This is a genomic window from Streptomyces aureoversilis (genome assembly GCF_042657885.1).
In the GTDB taxonomy this organism is placed as follows: Bacteria; Actinomycetota; Actinomycetes; order Streptomycetales; family Streptomycetaceae; genus Streptomyces; species Streptomyces aureoversilis.
On record NZ_JBHSKJ010000008.1, the window covers coordinates 20,899 to 42,131 of the forward strand.

Consider the following 21,233-nt stretch of genomic DNA (forward strand, 5'->3'; position numbering starts at 1 on the left):
CGCGTTGTACCTGACAGGCCACTCATCGGCTATGTACAGGCAGCGATTCAGTCTCTAGGGTGCCTGAATATGGATATGCACACTGTGGTGGTGGGGACGGCCGGGACGACCGCGGAAGACGTGATCGCCGTGGCACGGGGCGCCGCGCGCGTCGTCGTATCGGAAGAAGCACTGGCCGCCGTCGCCGAGTCGCGCCGCGTCATCGACGACCTCGCCGCCAAGCCCGACCCCGTCTACGGCGTCTCCACCGGTTTCGGAGCCCTCGCCGTCCGCCACATCAGCCCCGAGCTGCGCGCCCAGCTGCAGCGCAACATCGTGCGCTCGCACGCCGCCGGCATGGGCCCGCGCGTCGAGCGCGAGGTCGTCCGCGCGCTGATGTTCCTGCGCATGAAGACCCTCGCCTCGGGCCGCACCGGCGTGCGCCCGCTCGTGGTCGAGACCATGGCGGCGATCCTCAACGCCGGCATCACCCCCGTCGTGCACGAGTACGGCTCCCTCGGCTGCTCCGGCGACCTCGCGCCGCTGTCGCACTGCGCGCTCACGCTCATGGGAGAGGGCGACGCCGAGGGCCCCGACGGCACCGTCAAGCCGGCCGGCCAGCTGCTCGCCGAGCACGGCATCGAGCCCGTGGAGCTGCGCGAGAAGGAGGGCCTCGCCCTCCTCAACGGCACCGACGGCATGCTCGGCATGCTGGTCATGGCCTGCGCGGACCTCGGCAGGCTGCTGACCTCGGCCGACGTCACCGCCGCCCTGTCGCTGGAGGCCCTGCTCGGCACCGAGAAGGTGCTCGCGCCCGAGCTGCACGCCATCCGCCCGCACCCCGGCCAGGGGGCCAGCGCCGCCAACATGCTGAGCGTCCTCGCCGGCTCCGGGCTCACCGGGCACCACCAGGACGACGCGCCGCGCGTCCAGGACGCCTACTCCATCCGCTGCGCCCCGCAGGTCGCCGGCGCCGGCCGCGACACCCTCGCGCACGCCCGCCTCGTCGCCGACCGCGAGCTCGCCTCCGCCGTCGACAACCCCGTCGTGCTGCCCGACGGCCGCGTGGAGTCCAACGGCAACTTCCACGGCGCCCCGGTCGCGTACGTCCTCGACTTCCTCGCGATCGCCGCCGCCGACCTCGCCTCCATCGCCGAGCGCCGCACCGACCGGCTGCTCGACAAGAACCGCTCGCACGGCCTGCCGGCCTTCCTGGCGGGCGACGCGGGCGTCGACTCCGGCCTGATGATCGCGCAGTACACGCAGGCCGCCCTCGTCAGCGAGATGAAGCGGCTGGCCGTCCCCGCTTCGGTGGACTCCATCCCGTCCTCCGCGATGCAGGAGGACCACGTCTCCATGGGCTGGTCGGCTGCGCGCAAGCTGCGCACGGCCCTGGACGCCCTCGCGCGCGTCATCGCCGTCGAGCTGGTCGCCGCGACCCGGGCCGTCGAGCTGCGCGAGGGCCTGACGCCGTCGCCCGCCACACAGGCGGTGCTGAAGGCCGTGCGCGCCGCGGGCGTCGAGGGCCCCGGCGAGGACCGCTTCCTCGCCCCGGACCTGGCCCGGGCGGAGGAGTTCGTACGGGCCGGGAAGCTCGTGGAGGCGGTTGAACCCGTAACGGGTCCGCTGGCGTAGCCGCGTTGAGCCGGAGCGGCGGCCTCCGGGCCGTCGTCGGGCAAAGAAGGTAAAGAAGGCAAAGAAGGTAAAGGTTGGTCAGCGGTCCGCCGTGCGCGTCCTGCGCACGGCGGCCGTCACCAGTGCTCCGCCCGCCGCCAGGAAGGCAACTCCCCCGAATACGTAGGGAGTGGTGTCGACACTGCCCGAGGCGGCGAGGGAAAGCTGCTGCTCAGAGCCTTGCGCGGGGGGTGCCGCGAGGCGGGCTTCGGGGGTGGGCCGGTCCGTCCGTTCGACCGTCGCGTTCGCGGTCGGCATGAACCACACCGCACACAGGAGCGACCCTGCGGCGACGGCGGTCAGCAGCGGTCGGCGTGCGGTCACGGACGAAACCCCCTCGGCGCGGCGGATTCTGAGGGCACGGCACGTCCGCCGCTCCCGGGCTGACTCGATGTCAGTGACCCGATGGTAGTGATACGAACGCCCCTGAGGAAGCCACGGGTTTCCGGCGGTCACTGCCGCCCCGCGCCCCGCAACCGCCCCCGTCCCTATCAGGACCCCCGCTATCATGGCGCCCCTCCGAGGGGCTCTGCAGGCGTGGCCTTCCCCACATTCTCCAAGGGTGTGGAACGGACGAACCGGTGCAGGCGTTCCTTGAAGTAGTAGCCGGGAATCGTGCTGCCCCACGGTTCGGCTCGGGGATAGGGGCCGCAGGAGCAATGGAGAAGCGTGTGATGACGTACGGCAAGCGCCGCAAGGCTCTCGTGGCCGCGGCCGCTGTGCTCGGCGGTGTACTGACCCTCGCCGCCTGCGGCGGTGGCGACGACGACGGCGGCAAGAGCAGCTCCAGCAGCAGCGGCAAGGAACAGAACAAGGTCGACGCCGCGGCCGCGAAGGAAGCCTCCAAGGCGCAGATCAAGATCGCACAGAAGGACGGCTCCGCCAACGCGGGCATCACGGCGGACAACGCCAAGGTCACTGTCAGTGACGGTACGCTCACCAGCGTCAAGATGACGACGGACAAGGGCACCCCGGTCGAGGGCACGATATCGCCGGACAAGACGTCCTGGCAGCCCAAGGCGCAGCTCGAGCGCTCGACCAAGTACAAGATCGTGGTCGAGGCGGTCGACTCCGACAAGCGCAAGGCCACGGAGAACTCCTCGTTCACCACGGTCTCGCCGACCAACAGCTTCATCGGCTCCTTCACGCCGGAGGACGGCTCCACCGTCGGCGTCGGCATGCCCGTGTCGATCAACTTCGACAAGCCGATCAAGGACCGCAAGGCCGTCCAGTCGCACATCGAGGTGAACTCCAGCAGCGGCCAGAAGGTCGTCGGCCACTGGTTCGGCGACCAGCGCATCGACTTCCGCCCCCAGGAGTACTGGAAGGCCAACTCCCAGGTCACCCTGAAGCTCGCCCTCGACGGCGTCGAGGGTGCCCCGGGTGTCAAGGGCGTCCAGAAGAAGACCATCTCCTTCAAGGTCGGGCACGCCCAGGTCTCCACGGTCGACACCAAGACCCACCAGATGACGGTCGTCCGGGACGGCAAGACCATCAAGACCATCCCGATCTCGGCCGGCAGCCCCGAGAACCCCACGTACAACGGCAAGATGGTGATCTCCGAGAAGTTCAAGGAGACCCGGATGGACGGCTCCACCGTCGGCTTCACCAAGGGCGACGGCAAGGGCGAGTACGACATCAAGGACGTGCCGCACGCCATGCGCCTGTCCACCTCCGGCACCTTCATCCACGGCAACTACTGGGGCAGCGGCATCTTCGGCACGGCCAACACCAGCCACGGCTGCATCGGCCTGCAGGACAAGCAGGGTGCCGACGACCCCAACACCTCCGGCTCCTGGTTCTTCAGCAACTCCCAGATCGGTGACGTCGTCGAGGTGAAGAACTCGCCCGACAAGACCATCGCCCCGGAGAACGGCCTCAACGGCTGGAACATGGACTGGAACGCGTGGGTCGCGGGGAGCGCCACCGGTTCCTGACCCTCAGGAGCCCGGCTGCTGCCGGGCCTTCGACCGCCGGACGCCGGGCGGGCTGGTTTCCCAGCCCGCCCGGCGTTCGCGTTGCGGCGGCAAAAACCGCACGACAACCCCGGGTGGGATACGTAGCGTGCGCTGGATGAGCGAACTTCTGCGATCGGGCGTCGAGCGCTCGAATGACGCGCGTGTGGGTGGCGAGCGCGTGAGAAATGAGCACGTGGGCGTCGAGCGCGTGAGTGCCGAGCGCCTGGGCGCCGCCCCCTCCGAGGAGGAGATCGACGCCTGGCACTCCGTCGTCACCGCCGCGCACGCCCACGACCTGCCGGCCGGCGTGCCGGGGCCGGGGCGGGTGGAGACGGCCGGCCAGCTGCGGATCCCCGCCTCGCGCAGCAGGATCGTCCGGCTGGTGGTCCCGCTGCCCGGCGGCGGGCCCGGTTACGCGGGCGTCGCCCTCCTGCGGCTCTTCGAGGACGACCTGAACCGCACCACCGCCTTGATCGGGCGGCTCGCCGTCCGGCCCGACCAGCGGCGGCGCGGCATCGGCACGCTGCTGTGGCAGGAGATACAGGCCGTCCTGGAGCGCGAGCAGCGGCAGTCGGTGAGCGCGGAGGTCGAAATCGGCGGCGAGGGCGAGCAGTTCGCCAGGAACCGCGGGTTCACGTGCGGGCTGCAGCTCGTCCTGTACGTCCAGCGGGTCGCCGACGAGGTCGCGGACGAGAGCGTCGGTGACGACGCCGGGCCGCAGCTGCCCGACGGCTACCGCTTCGTGGAATGGAAGGGCGCCGTACCCGCCGAGCACGCCGCGGCGTTCGCCGGCGTCAGGAACGCCATGGCCGACGCCCCGATGGGCGAGCTGGACCAGGAGCCCATGCGCTGGGACGCGGAGAGCATCACCGCCGCCCAGAGCGCGTACGGGGAGCGCGGGGGCGCCCTGTTCACCGTCGTCGTCGAAGCCCCCGACGGTACGTACGCGGCCCTGACGGAGGTCGGCCGGCGCTCTCCGGGCGACGTCCGCGCCCAGCAGTACGAGACCGCCGTGGCGCCCGCCCACCGGGGCCTTGGCCTCGGCCGCGCCGTCAAGCTGCGCATGCTGCGGCTGCTGCGCGAGCAGGAGCCGCCCGTACGGGAGATCGCCACGCACGTCGCCGACGACAACGGCCCGATGCGCGCCGTCAACAAGATGCTGGGCTACCGGCCGGAGCGGTCCGTCGGGATCTTCCAGGCGCGGGTGCCGGGCGCGGTGCTGGAGGCGCTGCGGGACGGTCAGGACGGTGGGGGCGGTCGGAATGGCCGGGACGGACGGGACGGACAGGACGGACGGGACGGCGCAGGGGGCTCCCCGGGAGAGCCTGCGGAATGGTAGCCTCCGCGCGCTGACCTGGGCGGTAACCCCCGGCGACCCGGCTGTCACGGACAATGTCACGGACAATGGGCCGTACCGGTACCCGGGGTACCGCCGTAGCGCCGTACGCCGTGTCGCAGCGACCCCTCCGTCGCGGTGATCCGTCGTGCGTCATGCAAGGAAGAGAGTTCCGTGGCCGAACGCAGGAAGCAGCAGCAAGAGCGGCAGCGGGAGCGGCTGGAGGACACCGCCCTCCTGGAGTCCGTCGAGGCGGCCCTGGCCTCCCTGCGCACGCACGGACCCGACACCCTCGACGACGCCGTCTACGCCGCCGCCTCCGCCCTCTCCGCCGCCCCCGCCGGCTGGGAGGCCCTCAGCCGGGCCGTCGTGCGCACCGCCTCGGTGACCGTGCGCGGCTGCTGGGAGCGCGGCTGGCAGCCCGCCGACGTGATCCGGCTCGCCCGGCGCGAGCTCACCCCCGTCGAGGTGCGCTTCGCCGTCGCCGCGCTGGCCGCCGAGGCGCGCCGCTACGCCGCCGACACCCTCGGCGCCCGCTGGACCGCGCAGCTGCGCGAGCTCCAGGCGCGGGTGTGGTGGGACGACGACGCGGCCTTCCTGGAGGGCTTCGCGCAGCGCGAGCGCCTCAGCCGCTTCGAGACCGTCGCGTGCGCGCTCGGCGCGCTGCGGCTCGCCGCCGGGCTGCCGCGGACCGGGGCGGTCGGTCCGATGCCCGGCGCCGCGTACACCCGGCCCGGGGTGCACGTCGAACCGCGCGTCCTGGGCCGCATCCGCGCGCTGCTGGCCAAGGCCGAGTCCACCGACTTCCCCGAGGAGGCCGAGGCGCTCTCCGCCAAGGCCCAGGAGCTCATGGCGCGGCACTCCATGGACGAGGCGCTGCTCGCCGCCCACGCCGAGGGGGCCGCCGCCGACGGGCCCGGGGCGTGCCGGATCGGCGTCGAGGGCCCGTACGAGTCCGCGAAGGCGCTGCTGCTGGACGCGGTGGCCGGCGCCAACCACTGTCAGGCCGTGTGGTCCGCCGACCACTGCTTCTCCACCGTCGTCGGCTTCGACGCCGACCTGGAGCTGGTGGAGCTCATGTACACGTCCCTGCTGGTCCAGGCCACCACCGCGATGCACCGCGCGGCCGACGCCCACCACGCGGGCGGGCGCTCGCGCCGCACCCGCGACTTCCGCGAGTCGTTCCTGATCGCCTACGCGTCCCGCATCGGCGAGCGGCTCGCGGCGGCGGTGCGCGACGCGACGGCCGAGGCCGTCGCGCAGGAGGCGCGGCCCGAGGTGCTGCCCGTCCTCGCCGCGCGCGACCTGGCGGTCGGCGAGACCGCCGAACGGCTCTTCCCGCAGACCACCTCGCACCGCCTGAAGGGGCGCGACGCGGACGGCTGGGCGCGGGGGGCGGAGGCGGCGGACGCGGCGGAGCTGGGGTGAGGAGAGCCGGGGTGAGGCGAGCTGAGGTGAGGCGAGCTGGGGTGGGGCCGGTTCACGGGCGGGGTTCCGCAGGCGCGAAATAGGCGCCCGGCGGCACCCCCACGCCCCGCCGGAACGCCGCCACGAACGCGCTCGGCGACCCGTAGCCGACGCGCCGCGCCACGGCCGAAACCGTCGAACCCGCCGCCAGCATCGGCATCGCCGCCTGCAGGCGCAGCTGCGTGCGCCACTGCCCGTACGTCATGCCCGTACCGGAGACGAAGGCACGGGCGAGGGTCCGCGCGCTCGCGCCCACGACCTCGCCCCACTCCGCCAGCGACCGGCCGTCGGAAGGGTCCGCCCGCAGGGCCTCCGCGATGCGGCGGGCGCGGGGGTCGGCGGGCACCGGGGCGCGCACGGTGGTCACGGACACCGGGTGGAGGAGGTCGAGGACGACGTCCTCGGCGCGGTGGCGGGCCTCCGGGCCGAGGACCTCCGGATCCTGCGCCAGGTAGTCGATCAGCTCGCGCAAGAGGCCCGGGACGGGGACGACTTGGGGCTCGTCCCAGGTCAGCGGGCAGCGGTCCGGCCAGAAGTAGAGGCTGCGCAGGAGCGCGGACGAGGTCGCGCCGGTGGCGTGCGGGACGCCCGCGGGGATCCAGAGGGCGACGGTCGACGGCAGCACCCACGTACGGCCGGAGGCGCGCACGGCCAGGACGCCGTGGGGCGCCCATGCCAGCTGGTGCGCGGCGTGCTGGTGGCGGCCGAACCACTCGCTGCCGTCGAGGGGGAAGCTGCCGACGGCGACGGCGGCGCCGGGGGGATTGACGAGGCGGGGGTGCTGATCGTGCGTCCCGCCCCGATGTCCGTCTGGCGACACGGCTTGACCTCCTGGCCCGTATACGACAACTCCCCTCCTTCCTAGCCTCGAACCATGCCGATGAACCTCATTCACCGCCGCCTCTGCTCCTCCGACCGCTGGGCCCGCGCGATCCGGGACGAACTCCTGCCCTGGGCACTGGAGGACGTCCCGCTGGGCGCCGACTGCCTGGAGATCGGGCCGGGTTACGGGGCCACGACGCGCGTACTGGTGCGCGCGGTCGAGAAGCTGAGCGTGGTCGAGGCGGACGCGGACTACGCGGCGCGGCTGCGGCTGCTCTTCGGGGAGCGGGTGGACGTCGTGTACGGGGACGGCGCCGACATCCCCTTCCCGGAGGCCCGGTTCGACTCGGTCGTCTGCTTCACGATGCTCCACCACGTACCGTCCCTCACCGAACAGGACCGCCTCTTCGCCGAAGCCCACCGGGTCCTCCGGCCCGGCGGCGTCTTCACCGGCTGCGACGCCCTGAGCAACTGGGGCTTCCGCCTGATCCACCTCGGCGACACGTGCGTGCCGGTCCCGCCGGAGACCCTGGAGGCGCGACTGCGGATGGCGGGCTTCGCGGAGGTCACGGTGACGGTGGGGAAGGGGAGTTTCCGCTTCGTGGCCCGGCGGGGTGGTGGGCTTCCGGGCTAGGGTCGGTGCGTGAGCGCCGTCGTAGCCTCGATGGTCACCGCCGTCGTCGGTGTCCTCGGCACCCTCCTCGGCCCCCAGCCCACGCCTGGTACGCGTCGCCCGCCCACCAGGCCCTGATCCCCCTGCGCACGGAACACGTGGAGGGCGCGATCATCTTCGCCGACGGCGTCGCCCCGGGCTACGACCCATCGGACCTGGCGGCGAAGCCGCGGGGACCGGAGGACGGCACGCCGGGGGCATGAGCTTTCCGCCGGTGGCGCCCTGCGCCTCGGAGTGCAGGCGGCGATGACCAGCCGTCTACAAGTCCTGGAAAGGCGGCACGATGCGGACGATCACGATCAGACGGTCTTTCGGCGCCACCAGGAAGTAGAACCAGCCGTCGGCCGCGTTCATGCGGCGCAGGCCGCCCGGCCGCGGGCCGTTGCCGAGGTCGCCGACGTCGACTCCGGTCGCGGCCAGGTCGGTCAGCTGCCCCGCAAGGCGCTCCACCTCGGTCACCACGTGAGCGGGGATACCGCCCGCCACGTGAGCATGATCCGGGTCGTACTCCCAGTGCCAGTCGCTGCTCACCGCGGCGGGAGGGCGAGCTCGGCATGTGCGTCATCCAGGATCTTGCCGATCGCGGATGCGGCGCGCCGGGCCTGCGTTGCGTCGCCCGCCCCGGCCATGTCCTCCCAGTGGCGGAGCTCCTTGGCAAGGCGCGGCTGCCGCTGGATGTGGACGTACACGGCCCACTGGGCGATGAACCGCTGGAGCGGGGCCAGGTCGGAACTCTGGCGGGACTGATCGGCGGCCTGATCCAGCTCGCGTGTGAAGGCGGGCAGGGCGGCAGGTGCGATCTGCGCGATGGCCTGGCGGAGGGCCGTGACGGTGGCGGGCGGCTGAGGGATGAGTGGCTGCCCGGCGGCGGAAGTGGTCATTGCTGCTCCCATGGGCGCGATTCTGATCCCTGGGAGCAGCGTATCGAGTGCGGGCCCGACCGCTTCGCGCGGACGAGTGAGGGAGAAGCGATTCAGCTCCCGCCGGGCGTGATTCCCGTCGGGCACGAAACACCCGTGCCGCCGATGCCGCAATAACCCGCCGGGTTCTTGTCCAAGTACTGCTGGTGATACGCCTCCGCGTACCAGAACGGGCCCGCCGGGAGGATTTCCGTGGTGATGGGGCCGTAGCCCGAGGCGTGCAGGACCTGTTGGTAGGACTCGCGGGACGCTTCCGCCGCCGTCTGCTGGGCGGGGGAGTGGGTGTGGATCGCCGAGCGGTACTGGGTGCCGCGGTCGTTGCCCTGGCGGAAGCCCTGGGTGGGGTTGTGGGATTCCCAGAAGAGCTTCAGGAGGGCGGCGTAGGGGACGACCGCCGGGTCGAAGACCACGCGGACGACCTCGGTGTGGCCGGTCAGGCCGCTGCAGACCTCTTCGTACGCGGGGTGCGGGGTGTGGCCGCCCTGGTAGCCGACGAGGGTGGTCCAGACGCCTTCCGTCTGCCAGAACTTGCGCTCCGCGCCCCAGAAGCAGCCCAGGGCGAAGTCCGCCACCTCCAGGCCCGCCGGGTAGGGGCCGCCCAGGGGCGTGCCCAGGACCGTGTGGCGTTCCTGGAGGGGGAATTCCGGCTCCGGGCGGCCCTTGAGGGCTTCCTCGGGGGTGGGGAGGCGGGGTTCTCGGGTGGGGAAGAGCATGACGGCGGCCTCCGGGAGGGGTGGGGAAGATCCGGTGTCAGGGCCAACGGTTCGCCGCGCCCGGCGATTCCCCGCCCGCGACCGCCAGCTCCCGGTACGCCGCGTACGCCGCGACGGGATCCGCCGCGTACGACCAGGGGACCGCGCCGATGTGGCCGTCGACGCGGCGCAGCTGCTCCAGGGCCTCCGGATAGCGCTCGGCGTTGACCAGGAACCACACCAGCAGGTGGCGCACGTGCGGCAGCACGGGGTGGGTGTCGGGGGCGTGGGCGGCCGCGTACTGGGCGGCCTGGATCGCGCGGGTGACGACCTCGCTGCGGTAGAGGCCCTGGACCAGATTGACGTCCGGCAGGTGGTCGTGGACGGCGAAGAGCGGCAGGGCCGGCAGCAGGCTGCCCTGGGGCGCGCCCGCGGCGGCGCGCTGCGCGAAGGCATCGGCCTTCTCGCGGGAGCCGTGCCACTTCGCGCTCCAGTAGCGCAGCGCGGCCAGGTGCGCGCCCATGTGCTGGGGGGCGCGGGAGACGACCCGCTCCCACGCCGACTGGAACTCGGCCTCGCCGGCCCCCATGCCGCGCGCCACGCCCAGCTCGACGATCAGCGGCACCACGTCCTCCGGCGCCAGCCGGGCGGCTTCGGCGCAGACCGTGCGGGCCTCCTCCAGGATCATGCGGAAGTCCTCGGAGGAGGGGTCGCGCAGCGCCTGCTGGACGAGGAACTCGGCCTGGACGGCCGCGCCGCCCGCATCCTCGGGGGCCACCACCCGCCAGTGCCGCAGCCACACCCCGCCCGTGCCGGGCGCCTCCGCGAGCTCGCGGACCGCCGCGCCCGCCAGGGTCTGCACCCGCTGCCAGCGCTGCTCGGGGTCGTGGGTGCGCGAGAGCATCTCGGCGGCCGGCTTCCAGTCCTGGGTGCGGCGGGCCTCCTCGACGGCGGAGAGCAGCTCGGGGTCGGGGCCGGGCAGGCGGACGTCCAGCTGCCCGGGCGGCAGGAAGCCGTACGACTCGGCTGTCGCACGGGGTGCGGCGGTCAGGCCCGCGTGCGCCCGCCTGCGGCGCAGCGCCGGCCCGGCGAGGACGGCGCAGATCGCGAGGACGGCCAGCAGGATGAGCAGAATCTCCATGATCGGTCCTGAACGTGGGTGGGGCAGCGTAGTGCTACGAGTAGGGCTGTGTGAGGAACAACGCGCGGCGTCCGCGGATCGTTCATGCTCCGGTTACAAGTGAACACGGGTGTTCGGGTGTGCGGAGTACTAGGCTCGGGAAAATGAGCGATCAGCATGCATTCGAGACCCTCGCCATTCACGCCGGGCAGGAGCCGGACCCGCTGACCGGGGCTGTCGTGCCGCCGATCTACCAGGTGTCCACGTACAAGCAGGACGGCGTCGGCGGCCTGCGCGGCGGTTACGAGTACAGCCGCAGTGCCAACCCCACCCGTACCGCTCTCGAGGAGAACCTGGCGGCGCTGGAGGGCGGCGTCCGCGGCCTCGCCTTCGCCTCCGGCCTGGCCGCCGAGGACACCCTGCTGCGCACGCTGCTGGCGCCCGGTGACCACGTGGTCATCCCGAACGACGCCTACGGCGGCACGTTCCGCCTCTTCGCCAAGGTGATCAGCCGCTGGGGCGTGGAGTGGTCGGTCGCCGACACCTCCGACCCGGCCGCCGTGCGCGCCGCCCTGCGGCCCACCACCAAGGTCATCTGGGTCGAGACCCCGTCGAACCCGCTGCTGGGCATCAGCGACATCGCCGCCCTCGCCGAGGTCGCGCACTCGGCCGGCGTCCGCCTGGTCATCGACAACACCTTCGCCAGCCCCTACCTGCAGCAGCCGCTGGCGCTCGGCGCGGACGTCGTCGTGCACTCCACCACCAAGTACATGGGCGGTCACTCCGACGTCGTGGGCGGCGCGCTGGTCACCGCCGACGCGGCCCTGGCCGAGGAGCTCGCCTACCACCAGAACGCGATGGGCGCCGTCGCCGGCCCCTTCGACTCCTGGCTGACGCTGCGCGGCATCAAGACGCTGGCCGTGCGCATGGACCGGCACAGCGCCAACGCCGAGCGCGTGGCCGAGCTGCTCGTCTCCCACCCCAAGGTCACCCAGGTCTACTACCCGGGCCTGCCCGAGCACCCGCTGCACGAGGTCGCCGCCAAGCAGATGAAGGCCTTCGGCGGCATGGTGTCCTTCCGCGTCGAGGGCGGCCAGGAAGCGGCCGTGGAGATCTGCAACCGCACCGAGGTGTTCACCCTCGGCGAGTCCCTCGGCGGCGTGGAGTCGCTGATCGAGCACCCGGGCCTGATGACGCACGCGTCGACCGCCGGCTCGCAGCTGGAGGTCCCCGCGGACCTGGTGCGCCTGTCGGTGGGCATCGAGTCCGTCGACGACCTGCTCGCCGACCTCAAGCAGGCGCTGGGCTAGTCCCCCCAACACACCCGCAACCGCTGTTCTGCGCAGGGCGGGCCGGTTCTTCCGGCCCGCCCTGCGCAGTTGTCGTTTCTCGGTTGTTCCTCCGGTGTTTCCCGGGTTCTCCGGTGTTTCCCCGGGCCGGTCAGGCCGTCGGCGTCACCGGCGGCAGTGCGTTGTGGACCTCGGAGAGGGCCGCGTTGAAACGGGTGAGAAGGGTGCAGAACGCGTCCCGCTCGTCCTCGCTCCAGCCGTCCGTCACCAGCGCCATCAGCGCGCGCCGCGAGGCCCGCACCTCCTCCAGGCGGGCCTTGCCGCGCGGGGAGAGCTGGAGGACGACGGCACGGCCGTCCTCGGGGTGGGAGGTGCGCTTGACCAGGCCGGTGTCGACCAGCGGCGCCACCTGGCGGGTGACGGTCGAGGAGTCGATGCCCATGCCGGCGGCGAGCGCCTTCACACCCATCGGACCTTCCTGGTCGAGGCGGTTGAGCAGCAGATAAGCGGCGCGGTCCATCGAGTTGCGGACCTGGCCCACGCCGCCGAGCCGCGTCTGTTCGGCGCGGCGTGCGAAGACGGCCACCTGGTGCTGGAGCGCGTCGAGGACACCTGGGGCGAGGTCGGTCGTCATGTCCGAAGGGGTGGGCATGGCCTGGGGCTCACTTCGTGCGTCGGGCAGGGAAGATTGGGGGACAGAGTACGCGGCCCGGAGGGTGCCTGGGCCGGTGCCGGGCAATCCGCTCCGCCGGTACCGAACAATCCGCTCGGTATGCATCGATATGCACTGCCATGCGATCCGGAATCGTCCGGGCGATATGCGTCCGTTGCGACGGTCGTTACGCAAACGAGCTGCAAGACTGGCCTTATGGCCGCACGCGCAGCGGACGGAACGGATGCGGCGGACAGGGACGTACCGGATGTGCCGGACGGGATCCGTCCACCGGCGGAGCCCCCTCCCGCGGTCACCCTCGACGACGTCCTCGGCGCCCGGAAGATCCTCTCGGGGGTCGTCCGCACCACGCCCCTGGAGGGCAGCCGCCACCTCTCCGGCCTGATCGGCGCGCCCGTCCACCTCAAGTGCGAGAACCTCCAGCGGACCGGCTCCTTCAAGGTGCGCGGCGCGTACACCCGGATCGCGGGGCTGCAGCGGGAGGAGCGCGCGGCGGGGGTCGTGGCCGCCAGCGCGGGCAACCATGCGCAGGGCGTGGCCCTGGCGGCCACGCTCCTGGGCGTGCGCGCCACGGTGTTCATGCCGGTGAGCGCGCCCCTGCCGAAGATCGCCGCGACCCGCTCGTACGGCGCCGGGGTGCGGCTGCAGGGGCAGGTCCTGGACGAGGCGCTGAGCGCCGCCCGGGAGCACGCGCGCCGCACCGGCGCCGTCCTCGTCCACCCCTTCGACCACCCCGACGTCGTCGCAGGTCAGGGCACGGTGGGCCTGGAGATCCTGGAGCAGTGCCCCGAGGTGGGCACGATCGTGGTGGCCATGGGCGGCGGCGGGCTCGCCGCGGGCATCGCGGTGGCGGTCAAGGCACTGCGGCCGGACGTGCGGATCGTGGGCGTGCAGGCGGCCGGCGCCGCCGCGTACCCGCCGTCGCTGGCCGCCGGGCGCCCCGTGACCGTCGCGGAGCCCGTGACGATGGCCGACGGCATCCTGGTGGGCCGCCCCGGCGCGGTGCCGTTCGCCCTGGTCCGGGAGCTGGTCGACGAGGTCCGGACGGTCTCCGAGGACGCGCTCGCCGGGGCGCTGCTGCTCTGCCTGGAGCGGGCCAAGATGGTCGTGGAGCCGGCCGGGGCCGCGCCGGTGGCGGCGCTGCTCGCGGAACCCGACTCGTTCGAGGGACCGCTCGTCGCCGTGTTGTCGGGCGGCAACGTCGACCCGCTGCTGCTGCAGCGCGTCCTGCGGCACGGCATGGCGGCCGCCGGCCGCTATCTGAGCCTGAGCGTGCGGCTGACCGACCGGCCGGGGGCGCTCGCAGCGCTCCTGGAGGTGCTCTCCACCGCCGACGCGAACGTCCTGGACGTCGGCCACGTCCGCACCGACCCGCGGCTCGGCCTGACCGAGGCGGAGGTGGAGCTGCACCTGGAGACCAAGGGGCCCGGGCACTGCGCCGCGGTACGGGAAGCCCTGCGGGCGGCGGGGTACCGGATGACGGCCTGATCGCCGCGGATCGCCGCGGATCGCCCGTCGGCCGCCCCGGCGCCGAGCCCCGGGCGGCCGCCCGCGACAAGTGGGGTCCGGAATTCACAGGGCGCAACGGCTGCACCGAACGTAAAATCGGGCAGTACGTCACCAAGCGGGGAGTACTTCCATGCCAGGCGCCATCTATGCCGAAGGCCTGGTGAAGACCTTCGGCGACGTCAGGGCTCTGGACGGGGTCGATCTCGATGTGCCGGAAGGAACCGTTCTGGGGCTGCTCGGCCCCAACGGCGCCGGCAAGACCACCGCCGTACGCGTCCTGACCACTCTGCTCAAGCCCGACCGCGGTTCGGCCTTCGTGGCCGGCATCGACGTCCTCAAGAAGCCCGACGCGGTCCGCCGCTCCATCGGGCTGTCCGGCCAGTTCGCCGCCGTCGACGAGTATCTGACGGGTCGTGAGAACTTGCGCATGGTCGGCCAGCTCTACCAGATGAGCGCCCGCGCCGCGAAGGCCCGCGCGGGGGAGCTGCTGGAGCGCTTCGACCTCGCGGACGCCGCGGACCGCATCGCCAAGACCTACTCGGGAGGCATGCGCCGCCGCCTCGACCTCGCCGCGGCCCTCGTCGTCAGCCCGCCCGTCATGTTCATGGACGAGCCCACCACCGGCCTGGACCCGCGCAACCGGCAGGGCCTGTGGGAGGTCATCCAGGAACTGGTGGCCGGCGGCACCACCCTCCTGCTCACCACGCAGTACCTGGAGGAGGCCGACCACCTCGCGCACGACATCTGCGTGGTCGACCACGGCAAGGTCATCGCGCGCGGCACCTCCGACCAGCTCAAGGCCCGTACCGGCGGCGAGCGCGTCGAAGTCGTCGTGCGCAGCCCCGAGCTCATCGCCACCGCCGACGAGGTCCTGCGCGGCTTCGGCAAGGGCGCGTCCTCGGTCGAGAAGCACACCCGCAAGGTCACCGTGCCGGTCTCCGGCGGGGCGAAGCTGCTCGCCGAGGTCATCAGAGAGCTCGACGCCCGCGGGATCGACATCGACGACATCGCCCTGCGCCGCCCGACACTGGACGACGTCTTCATCTCGCTCACCGGCCACGCCGCGGAGACGGACGCCGCGGGGAACGGCGACGGCGGGGCGGCCGGTTCCGCCGGGGCCGCCGCGGGAGCGGCCGGGGACGCCGGAGCGCAGCAGGAGGTCAGGCCGTGAGCGTCGTCGGAAGCGCCGCCTCCAGGGAAGCGGCCCTGCGGGTGCACGGCGGCATCGGCCGCTCCGTGCGCGACTCCCTGGTCGTCGCCAAGCGCAATCTGATTCGCATGGCGCGCATCCCCGAAGTGGTTATTTTCGGGCTTATTCAGCCGATTATGTTCGTGGTGCTGTTCAGTTACGTCTTCGGCGGCTCCATCGCCGTCGGCGGCAGCACGGACCCGGACACCTACCGCCAGTTCCTGATGGCGGGCATCTTCGCCCAGACCGTCACCTTCGCCACCGCCGGCGCCGGAGCGGGCATCGCCGACGACATGCACAAGGGGCTCATCGACCGCTTCCGGTCCCTGCCCATGGCCCGCGGGGCCGTCCTCACCGGCCGCACGCTCGCCGACCTCGTCCAGACCGCGCTCACCCTGGTGGTGCTGGCGATCGTCGCGGTGATCGTCGGCTGGCGGACGTACGAGGGCATCCCCAAGGCCGTGGCGGGCTTCGCGCTGCTGCTCCTGCTCGGCTACGCCTTCTCCTGGATCGGCGCGCTGATCGGGCTGACGGTCCGCACCCCGGAGGCGGCCACCTCGGGCGGGCTGATCTGGCTCTTCCCGCTCACCTTCATCTCCAACGCCTTCGTGCCCGCCGACAACATGCCGACGGTGCTGCGCGTCATCGCCGAGTGGAACCCCTTCAGTGCCACGGTGCAGGCGGCGCGGCAGCTCTTCGGCAATCTGCCGGAGGGCTATCCGGTGCCGGACGCCTGGCCGATGCAGCACCCGGTGTGGGCGTCGCTGATCTGGTCGGTGCTGATCATCGCGCTGTTCCGGACGCTGTCGGTGCGGAAGTTCCGGTCGGCGACGGCCTGAGGGGGTCCTGAGGGGGTCCTGAGGGGGCCCGAGGGCGTTCACCGCCCGGAAAGCACCGTGCCCCGTACTCCCGGGAGGGGAGTACGGGGCACGGTCACGTCCGTGGGGCTCAGCCGGTGTACGGCTTGGCCTCCAGGATGCGCACCATGGCCTTCTTGCCGTTCGGCAGCTCGTACTGGGCGTCCTCGCCGATCTTCTTGCCGTTGACGCCGGAGCCCAGCGGGGACTGCGGCGAGTACGTCTCGATGTCCGAGCTGGCGTACTCGCGGGAGGCGAGGAGGAACTCCAGGGTGTCGTCCACATCGCCGTCGAAGGCGATGGTCACGACCATGCCGGGCGCGACGACGCCGGTGGCCGCCGGGGCCTCGCCGACCTTCGCGCTCTCCAGCAGCTGGGTGAGCTGGCGCACGCGGAGCTCCTGCTTGCCCTGCTCCTCCTTGGCCGCGTGGTACCCGCCGTTCTCTCGCAGGTCACCCTCCTCGCGGGCCGCCGCGATCTTGCCGGCGATCTCGGTGCGAGCGGGACCAGACAGGTACTCCAGCTCGGCCTTGAGCTGGTCGTACGCCTCCTGAGTCAGCCAGGTGACGTTGTCGCTGGTCTGGGTCACAGGTGCTCCTCGTCGGTACTGGGGAATGCTTGGGGGATACATCGCGATAACAAATGAACGCCCTACTCAGAAGGGTGCACCTTCAAAGCGGGGCGAAACCACGAGCCTAACAATTCCGTCCGGAAAGGGGGAAGCAGTAAACGGGAGAAATCACGCAAGAGCTGCGTCAGTGCAGGTCAGCGCGGGGTGGCTCAGCGGCCTGATACGGAGCGGCAGCCCTCGAGGTCGGTGGCGGCCGCGTGCGCCGTGGTGCGCAGGACGACCGTCTCGGTGAAGTGGTCCTCGCGGCGGTCCAGCGTGACGTCCTTGCGGCCGACCTCGGCGCCGTCCGCGCCCAGGGAGCGCAGGGTGCACACCGCGGTGCGGTCCTTGTCCTTGCGGACCTCGATGACCGCCTCCACCCTGTCGTCCGACACGGGCTTGGAGCGGAGGAGCTGTCCGGTCACGTCGGTCTTGGTGATGTAGTGCACACCCGACCAGGCGACGACGCCGAGCAGCCCCGCACCCAGCACCGCGCCGACGATCTTGAGCTTGCGGTCCGCACGCGCGTCCGCCGAGCGGCCGTAGCGACCGTCGGGCAGGCCCTCGCGTGCCGCAGCCATGATCTTCCTCCGGGTCGGTGCTGGTCGGGAAACAGGAATGAAACGCCTCCCGCTTCGGTCACTATAGGAGGCGCCCCGACACACCGATAAGACGGGCCATGACCAGTGACCGAGGACGAAGTCTTGACTGAGCAGCTGCGACTGATGGCCGTGCACGCCCACCCCGACGACGAGTCGAGCAAGGGCGCGGCCACGATGGCCAAGTACGTGTCCGAGGGGGTGGACGTGCTGGTGGCCACCTGCACGGGCGGCGAGCGCGGCTCCATCCTCAACCCCAAGCTCCAGGGCGACCCGTACATCGAGGAGCACATCCACGAGGTCCGCGCCAAGGAGATGGCCGAAGCGCGCGACATCCTCGGCGTCAAGCAGGAGTGGCTGGGCTTCGTCGACTCCGGCCTGCCGGAGGGCGACCCGCTGCCGCCGCTGCCCGAGGGCTGCTTCGCCGTGCAGGACGTGGACGAGGCGGCCGGGCGTCTGGTGAAGCTGATCCGCGAGTTCCGTCCGCACGTCGTCACCACGTACGACGAGAACGGCGGCTACCCGCACCCCGACCACATCATGACCCACAAGATCACGATGGTGGCCTTCGATGCGGCCGGCGACCCCGAGCGCTACCCCGAGGCCGGCGAGCCCTGGCAGCCGCAGAAGCTCTACTACAACCAGGGCTTCAACCGTCAGCGCACGCAGGCGCTGCACGACGCCCTGCTGGAGCGCGGCATGGAATCCCCCTACGGGGAGTGGCTGGAGCGCTGGCACACGATGGGGCGTGAGCGCCACCTGACCACGTTCGTTCCCTGCGGCGACTTCTTCGAGATCCGTGACAAGGCGCTGATCGCGCACGCCACGCAGATCGACCCGGACGGCGGCTGGTTCCGCGTGCCGCTGGACCTCCAGCGCGAGGTCTGGCCCACGGAGGAGTACGAGCTGGCGAAGTCTCTCGTCGGCACGTCCCTCCCCGAGGACGACCTCTTCGCGGGCATCCGCAACAATTGACCCCATGATGAGCTCCCTCGCCGCCACCCAGCTGGTGCCGCTCGCCGAAGAACTCGACAAGAACAAGGTCACCCCCGGTGTCCTCGGCTTCATCGTCTTCGCCGTCATCGGCGTGGCGGTGTGGTTCCTGATGAAGAGCATGAACAAGCACATGAAGCGAGTGGACTTCGCCGAGGAGCCGGACGCCGCCGGCGCGGCACCGGTCGCCTCCGGCGAGGGCCGGCGGGCCTGACCGCGGTTCGCCCCGCGGGCGGAGCGGGCACCCCGTGGCCGGGGTGGGCTTCGGCCCCGCCGGTGGCCGCCGTCGCGGCGGAAACCCTTCCCGCCGCGGCGGTGATCAGCTACGTGGACGCGTTCCGGCGACGCCGGACCGGCCTCCGGCCGTCGGTGTGCCGGGGTGGGCCTGGCACCGCCGACAGCCGCCGTTGGATATCTCGCCGTTGCGGCGGAGGAGATGTCCCGCCGCGGTGGTGATCAGCCACGTACCTGCTTTCCGGCGGTGCCGGAGCGGCCTGGGCCGTCGGTGCGCCCCGGCATGCCCGGGGTGGGTTCGGCACCGCCGGTGGCCGTCGTTGGGCGTTTCGCCGTTGCGGCGGAGGATCTTTCCGTCGCGGCGGTGATCAGCCACGGCGGGGTGTTCCGGCGGTGCCGGGCGACGGTGGCCCGTGGTGTGCGGCGTCTCCGGGGCCGTGGCCCGGCGACGGACACGGGCCCACCGGCGCCCCGCAGGGAACCCCGTGCGCAAGGATGGGCGTATGCCCAATCGACTGGCGCACGAGACGTCCCCCTATCTCCTCCAGCACGCCGGCAACCCGGTCGACTGGTGGCCGTGGTCGGCCGAGGCCTTCGCCGAGGCGCGGCGGCGGAACGTGCCGGTGCTGCTGAGCGTCGGCTATTCGAGCTGCCACTGGTGTCACGTGATGGCACACGAGTCCTTCGAGGACGACGCCACCGCGGCCCTCCTCAACGAGCACTTCGTCTCCGTCAAGGTCGACCGCGAGGAACGGCCGGACATCGACGCGGTGTACATGGAGGCCGTCCAGGCCGCCACGGGCCAGGGCGGCTGGCCGATGACGGTCTTCCTCACGCCCGAGGCCGAGCCGTTCTACTTCGGCACCTACTTCCCGCCCGCCCCCCGGCACGGCATGCCGGGCTTCCAGCAGGTCCTGGAGGGCGTGCGGGCGGCGTGGCGCGACCGCCGCGAGGAGGTCGGCCAGGTCGCCGGCCGCATCGTGCGGGAGCTGTCCGAGCGCACGCTCGCCCTGGGCGTCGCGGGGGAGAAGGGCGCCCCGCCGCAGCCGCCGTCCGCCGAGGACGCGCACGCCGCGCTGCTGGCGCTCACCCGTGACTTCGACGCGGTGCGCGGCGGGTTCGGCGGGGCGCCGAAGTTCCCGCCGTCCATGACGCTGGAGTTCCTGCTGCGCCACCACGCCCGTACGGGCTCCGAGGGCGCCCTGGAGATGGTGCAGGCCACCTGCGAGGCGATGGCCCGGGGCGGCATCTACGACCAGCTGGGCGGCGGTTTCGCCCGCTACTCCGTCGACGCGGAGTGGGTGGTCCCGCACTTCGAGAAGATGCTCTACGACAACGCCCTGCTCTGCCGCGTCTACGCGCACCTGTGGCGCGCCACAGGCTCGGAGCTCGCCCGCCGCGTCGCCCTGGAGACCGCCGACTTCCTGGTCCGCGAGATGCGCACCGACCAGGGAGGCTTCGCCTCGGCACTGGACGCGGACAGCGACGACGGCACCGGGCGGTACGCCGAGGGCGCCTACTACGTGTGGACGCCGCAGCAGCTGCGCGACGTGCTCGGCGAGGAGGACGCCCTGCTCGCGGCGGCGCACTTCGGCGTCACCGAGGAGGGCACGTTCGAGGAGGGCGCCTCCGTCCTCCAGCTGCCCGACTCCGAGCGCCTCCTGGACGCCGGCAAGCTGGACTCGGTGCGCCGCAGGCTCCTCGCGGCGCGCGAGCAGCGCCCCCGGCCCGGCCGCGACGACAAGGTCGTGGCCGCCTGGAACGGGCTCGCCATCGCCGCGCTGGCCGAGACGGGCGCCTACTTCGACCGGCCGGACCTCGTCCAGGCCGCCACCGACGCCGCCGACCTGCTGGTCCGTACGCACATGGACTGGCACGCCCGGCTCTTCCGCACCTCCCTGGACGGCACGGCCGGCGCCCACGCGGGCGTCCTGGAGGACTACGGCGACGTCGCCGAGGGCTTCCTCGCGCTGAGCGCCGTCACCGGCGAGGGCGTCTGGGTGGACTTCGCGGGCCTGCTCCTGGACACGGTCCTCACCCGCTTCACCGGCGCGGACGGCGCGCTCTTCGACACCGCCGACGACGCCGAGGCGCTCATCCGCCGTCCGCAGGACCCCATGGACAACGCCACGCCCTCCGGCTGGACCGCCGCCTGCGGAGCGCTGCTGACCTACGCCGCGTACACCGGCAGCAACACCCACCGCGAGGCCGCCGAGCGGGCGCTCGGCGTCGTCCGGGCGCTGGGCCCGCGGGCGCCGCGCTTCATCAGCTGGGGCCTTGCGGTGGCCGAGGCCCTGCTCGACGGGCCCCGCGAGGTCGCCGTCGTGGGCCTGCCCGACGACCCGGCCACCGCGGTGCTGCACCGCACCGCCCTGCTGGCCACGGCCCCCGGCCTGGCCGTCGCCGTGGGCGGGCCCCCGCCGGCGGACGAGCCGGCCGCGGTCGAGGTGCCGCTGCTCGCGCACCGGCCGCTGGCCGACGGGCGTGCGGTGGCGTACGTGTGCCGCGGGTTCACCTGTGACGCGCCGACGACGGATCCGGAGGTGCTGGCGGAGAGCCTGCGCTGAGCCCGGGGCCGGGCGGACCGGGCGGCCGGGGCCTCAGGCGGTGGGCTTCGGGACGCGGTCGTCAGGCAGCGG

At 72.4% G+C, this 21,233-nt stretch carries 21 protein-coding genes; 12 read left to right on the top strand and 9 right to left on the bottom strand.

Annotation, left to right across the window (positions count from 1 at the left end):
• The first annotated feature begins 75 nt into the window (after positions 1–75).
• Complete coding sequence (hutH, locus tag ACFPP6_RS15500) at positions 76–1,614, top strand: histidine ammonia-lyase (RefSeq protein WP_382042577.1); 1,539 nt, start codon at positions 76–78, stop codon at positions 1,612–1,614.
• Between the two features lie 78 nt (positions 1,615–1,692).
• Here hutH and ACFPP6_RS15505 read toward each other — a convergent pair whose 3' ends face one another.
• Positions 1,693–1,977 (bottom strand): hypothetical protein, encoded by a 285-nt coding sequence (locus ACFPP6_RS15505; protein WP_382041861.1) that lies wholly within the window; start codon positions 1,975–1,977, stop codon positions 1,693–1,695.
• A gap of 335 nt (positions 1,978–2,312) precedes the next feature.
• Between ACFPP6_RS15505 and ACFPP6_RS15510 the strand changes: the two genes are divergently transcribed.
• The 3 genes from ACFPP6_RS15510 (at position 2,313) to ACFPP6_RS15520 (ending at position 6,375) form a co-directional block, all read left to right on the top strand.
• Positions 2,313–3,590: a L,D-transpeptidase gene (locus ACFPP6_RS15510; protein ID WP_382041864.1), complete on the top strand. Its 1,278-nt coding sequence runs from the start codon at positions 2,313–2,315 to the stop codon at positions 3,588–3,590.
• A gap of 136 nt (positions 3,591–3,726) precedes the next feature.
• Positions 3,727–4,950, top strand: coding sequence for a GNAT family N-acetyltransferase (locus ACFPP6_RS15515; RefSeq protein WP_382041867.1), 1,224 nt, complete (start codon positions 3,727–3,729; stop codon positions 4,948–4,950).
• 171 nt (positions 4,951–5,121) lie between these two features.
• Positions 5,122–6,375: a DUF2786 domain-containing protein gene (locus ACFPP6_RS15520; protein WP_382041870.1), complete on the top strand. Its 1,254-nt coding sequence runs from the start codon at positions 5,122–5,124 to the stop codon at positions 6,373–6,375.
• Positions 6,376–6,427: 52 nt separating this feature from the next.
• Here ACFPP6_RS15520 and ACFPP6_RS15525 read toward each other — a convergent pair whose 3' ends face one another.
• Complete coding sequence (locus tag ACFPP6_RS15525) at positions 6,428–7,234, bottom strand: helix-turn-helix domain-containing protein (RefSeq protein WP_382041873.1); 807 nt, start codon at positions 7,232–7,234, stop codon at positions 6,428–6,430.
• Between the two features lie 54 nt (positions 7,235–7,288).
• On the opposite strand from ACFPP6_RS15525, the gene ACFPP6_RS15530 reads away from it, so the two are divergent.
• The gene (locus ACFPP6_RS15530) at positions 7,289–7,870 is read left to right on the top strand and encodes a class I SAM-dependent methyltransferase (RefSeq protein ID WP_382041876.1); all 582 of its coding nucleotides are present in this window, start codon (positions 7,289–7,291) and stop codon (positions 7,868–7,870) included.
• 297 nt (positions 7,871–8,167) lie between these two features.
• Here the strand turns inward: ACFPP6_RS15530 and ACFPP6_RS15535 are convergent, their stop codons facing one another.
• From ACFPP6_RS15535 to ACFPP6_RS15550, 4 genes are all read right to left on the bottom strand, one after another.
• On the bottom strand, positions 8,168–8,440 hold the full coding sequence (locus ACFPP6_RS15535) for a hypothetical protein (protein ID WP_382041879.1): 273 nt from the start codon (positions 8,438–8,440) through the stop codon (positions 8,168–8,170).
• Positions 8,437–8,790, bottom strand: coding sequence for a hypothetical protein (locus ACFPP6_RS15540; protein WP_382041882.1), 354 nt, complete (start codon positions 8,788–8,790; stop codon positions 8,437–8,439). Before ACFPP6_RS15540 ends, ACFPP6_RS15535 begins: the two co-directional genes overlap by 4 nt.
• A gap of 92 nt (positions 8,791–8,882) precedes the next feature.
• The gene (gene msrA, locus ACFPP6_RS15545; RefSeq protein ID WP_382041885.1) at positions 8,883–9,542 is read right to left on the bottom strand and encodes a peptide-methionine (S)-S-oxide reductase MsrA; all 660 of its coding nucleotides are present in this window, start codon (positions 9,540–9,542) and stop codon (positions 8,883–8,885) included.
• 37 nt (positions 9,543–9,579) lie between these two features.
• The gene (locus ACFPP6_RS15550; protein WP_382041887.1) at positions 9,580–10,662 is read right to left on the bottom strand and encodes a hypothetical protein; all 1,083 of its coding nucleotides are present in this window, start codon (positions 10,660–10,662) and stop codon (positions 9,580–9,582) included.
• A 143-nt stretch (positions 10,663–10,805) separates the two neighbouring features.
• Here ACFPP6_RS15550 and ACFPP6_RS15555 point away from each other — a divergent pair, with 143 nt between their 5' ends.
• A complete protein-coding gene (locus tag ACFPP6_RS15555) occupies positions 10,806–11,951 on the top strand; it encodes a cystathionine gamma-synthase (protein WP_382041889.1) in 1,146 nt (381 codons plus the stop codon).
• 130 nt (positions 11,952–12,081) lie between these two features.
• On the opposite strand, the gene ACFPP6_RS15560 is transcribed toward ACFPP6_RS15555, so the two are convergent.
• Positions 12,082–12,582, bottom strand: a complete 501-nt coding sequence (locus tag ACFPP6_RS15560; RefSeq protein ID WP_382041892.1) for a MarR family winged helix-turn-helix transcriptional regulator — start codon at positions 12,580–12,582, stop codon at positions 12,082–12,084.
• 216 nt (positions 12,583–12,798) lie between these two features.
• On the opposite strand from ACFPP6_RS15560, the gene ilvA reads away from it, so the two are divergent.
• The 3 genes from ilvA (at position 12,799) to ACFPP6_RS15575 (ending at position 16,140) form a co-directional block, all read left to right on the top strand.
• Complete coding sequence (gene ilvA / locus ACFPP6_RS15565) at positions 12,799–14,091, top strand: threonine ammonia-lyase (protein ID WP_382041894.1); 1,293 nt, start codon at positions 12,799–12,801, stop codon at positions 14,089–14,091.
• A gap of 151 nt (positions 14,092–14,242) precedes the next feature.
• On the top strand, positions 14,243–15,283 hold the full coding sequence (locus tag ACFPP6_RS15570) for an ATP-binding cassette domain-containing protein (protein ID WP_382041897.1): 1,041 nt from the start codon (positions 14,243–14,245) through the stop codon (positions 15,281–15,283).
• Positions 15,280–16,140: an ABC transporter permease gene (locus ACFPP6_RS15575; RefSeq protein ID WP_382041900.1), complete on the top strand. Its 861-nt coding sequence runs from the start codon at positions 15,280–15,282 to the stop codon at positions 16,138–16,140. Before ACFPP6_RS15570 ends, ACFPP6_RS15575 begins: the two co-directional genes overlap by 4 nt.
• A 109-nt stretch (positions 16,141–16,249) precedes the next feature.
• Here ACFPP6_RS15575 and greA read toward each other — a convergent pair whose 3' ends face one another.
• Positions 16,250–16,747 carry a transcription elongation factor GreA gene (gene greA, locus ACFPP6_RS15580; RefSeq protein WP_168090899.1) on the bottom strand — a complete coding sequence of 166 codons (498 nt, stop codon included), beginning with the start codon at positions 16,745–16,747 and terminating at the stop codon, positions 16,250–16,252.
• Between the two features lie 191 nt (positions 16,748–16,938).
• Positions 16,939–17,349 carry a DUF4307 domain-containing protein gene (locus tag ACFPP6_RS15585; RefSeq protein ID WP_382041903.1) on the bottom strand — a complete coding sequence of 137 codons (411 nt, stop codon included), beginning with the start codon at positions 17,347–17,349 and terminating at the stop codon, positions 16,939–16,941.
• 123 nt (positions 17,350–17,472) lie between these two features.
• On the opposite strand from ACFPP6_RS15585, the gene mca reads away from it, so the two are divergent.
• From mca to ACFPP6_RS15600, 3 genes are all read left to right on the top strand, one after another.
• Positions 17,473–18,342 carry a mycothiol conjugate amidase Mca gene (gene mca / locus ACFPP6_RS15590; protein WP_382041906.1) on the top strand — a complete coding sequence of 290 codons (870 nt, stop codon included), beginning with the start codon at positions 17,473–17,475 and terminating at the stop codon, positions 18,340–18,342.
• 4 nt (positions 18,343–18,346) lie between these two features.
• Complete coding sequence (locus ACFPP6_RS15595; RefSeq protein ID WP_382041909.1) at positions 18,347–18,574, top strand: hypothetical protein; 228 nt, start codon at positions 18,347–18,349, stop codon at positions 18,572–18,574.
• Positions 18,575–19,097: 523 nt separating this feature from the next.
• Positions 19,098–21,161 (top strand): thioredoxin domain-containing protein, encoded by a 2,064-nt coding sequence (locus tag ACFPP6_RS15600; protein ID WP_382041911.1) that lies wholly within the window; start codon positions 19,098–19,100, stop codon positions 21,159–21,161.
• Positions 21,162–21,233: the final 72 nt, after the last annotated feature.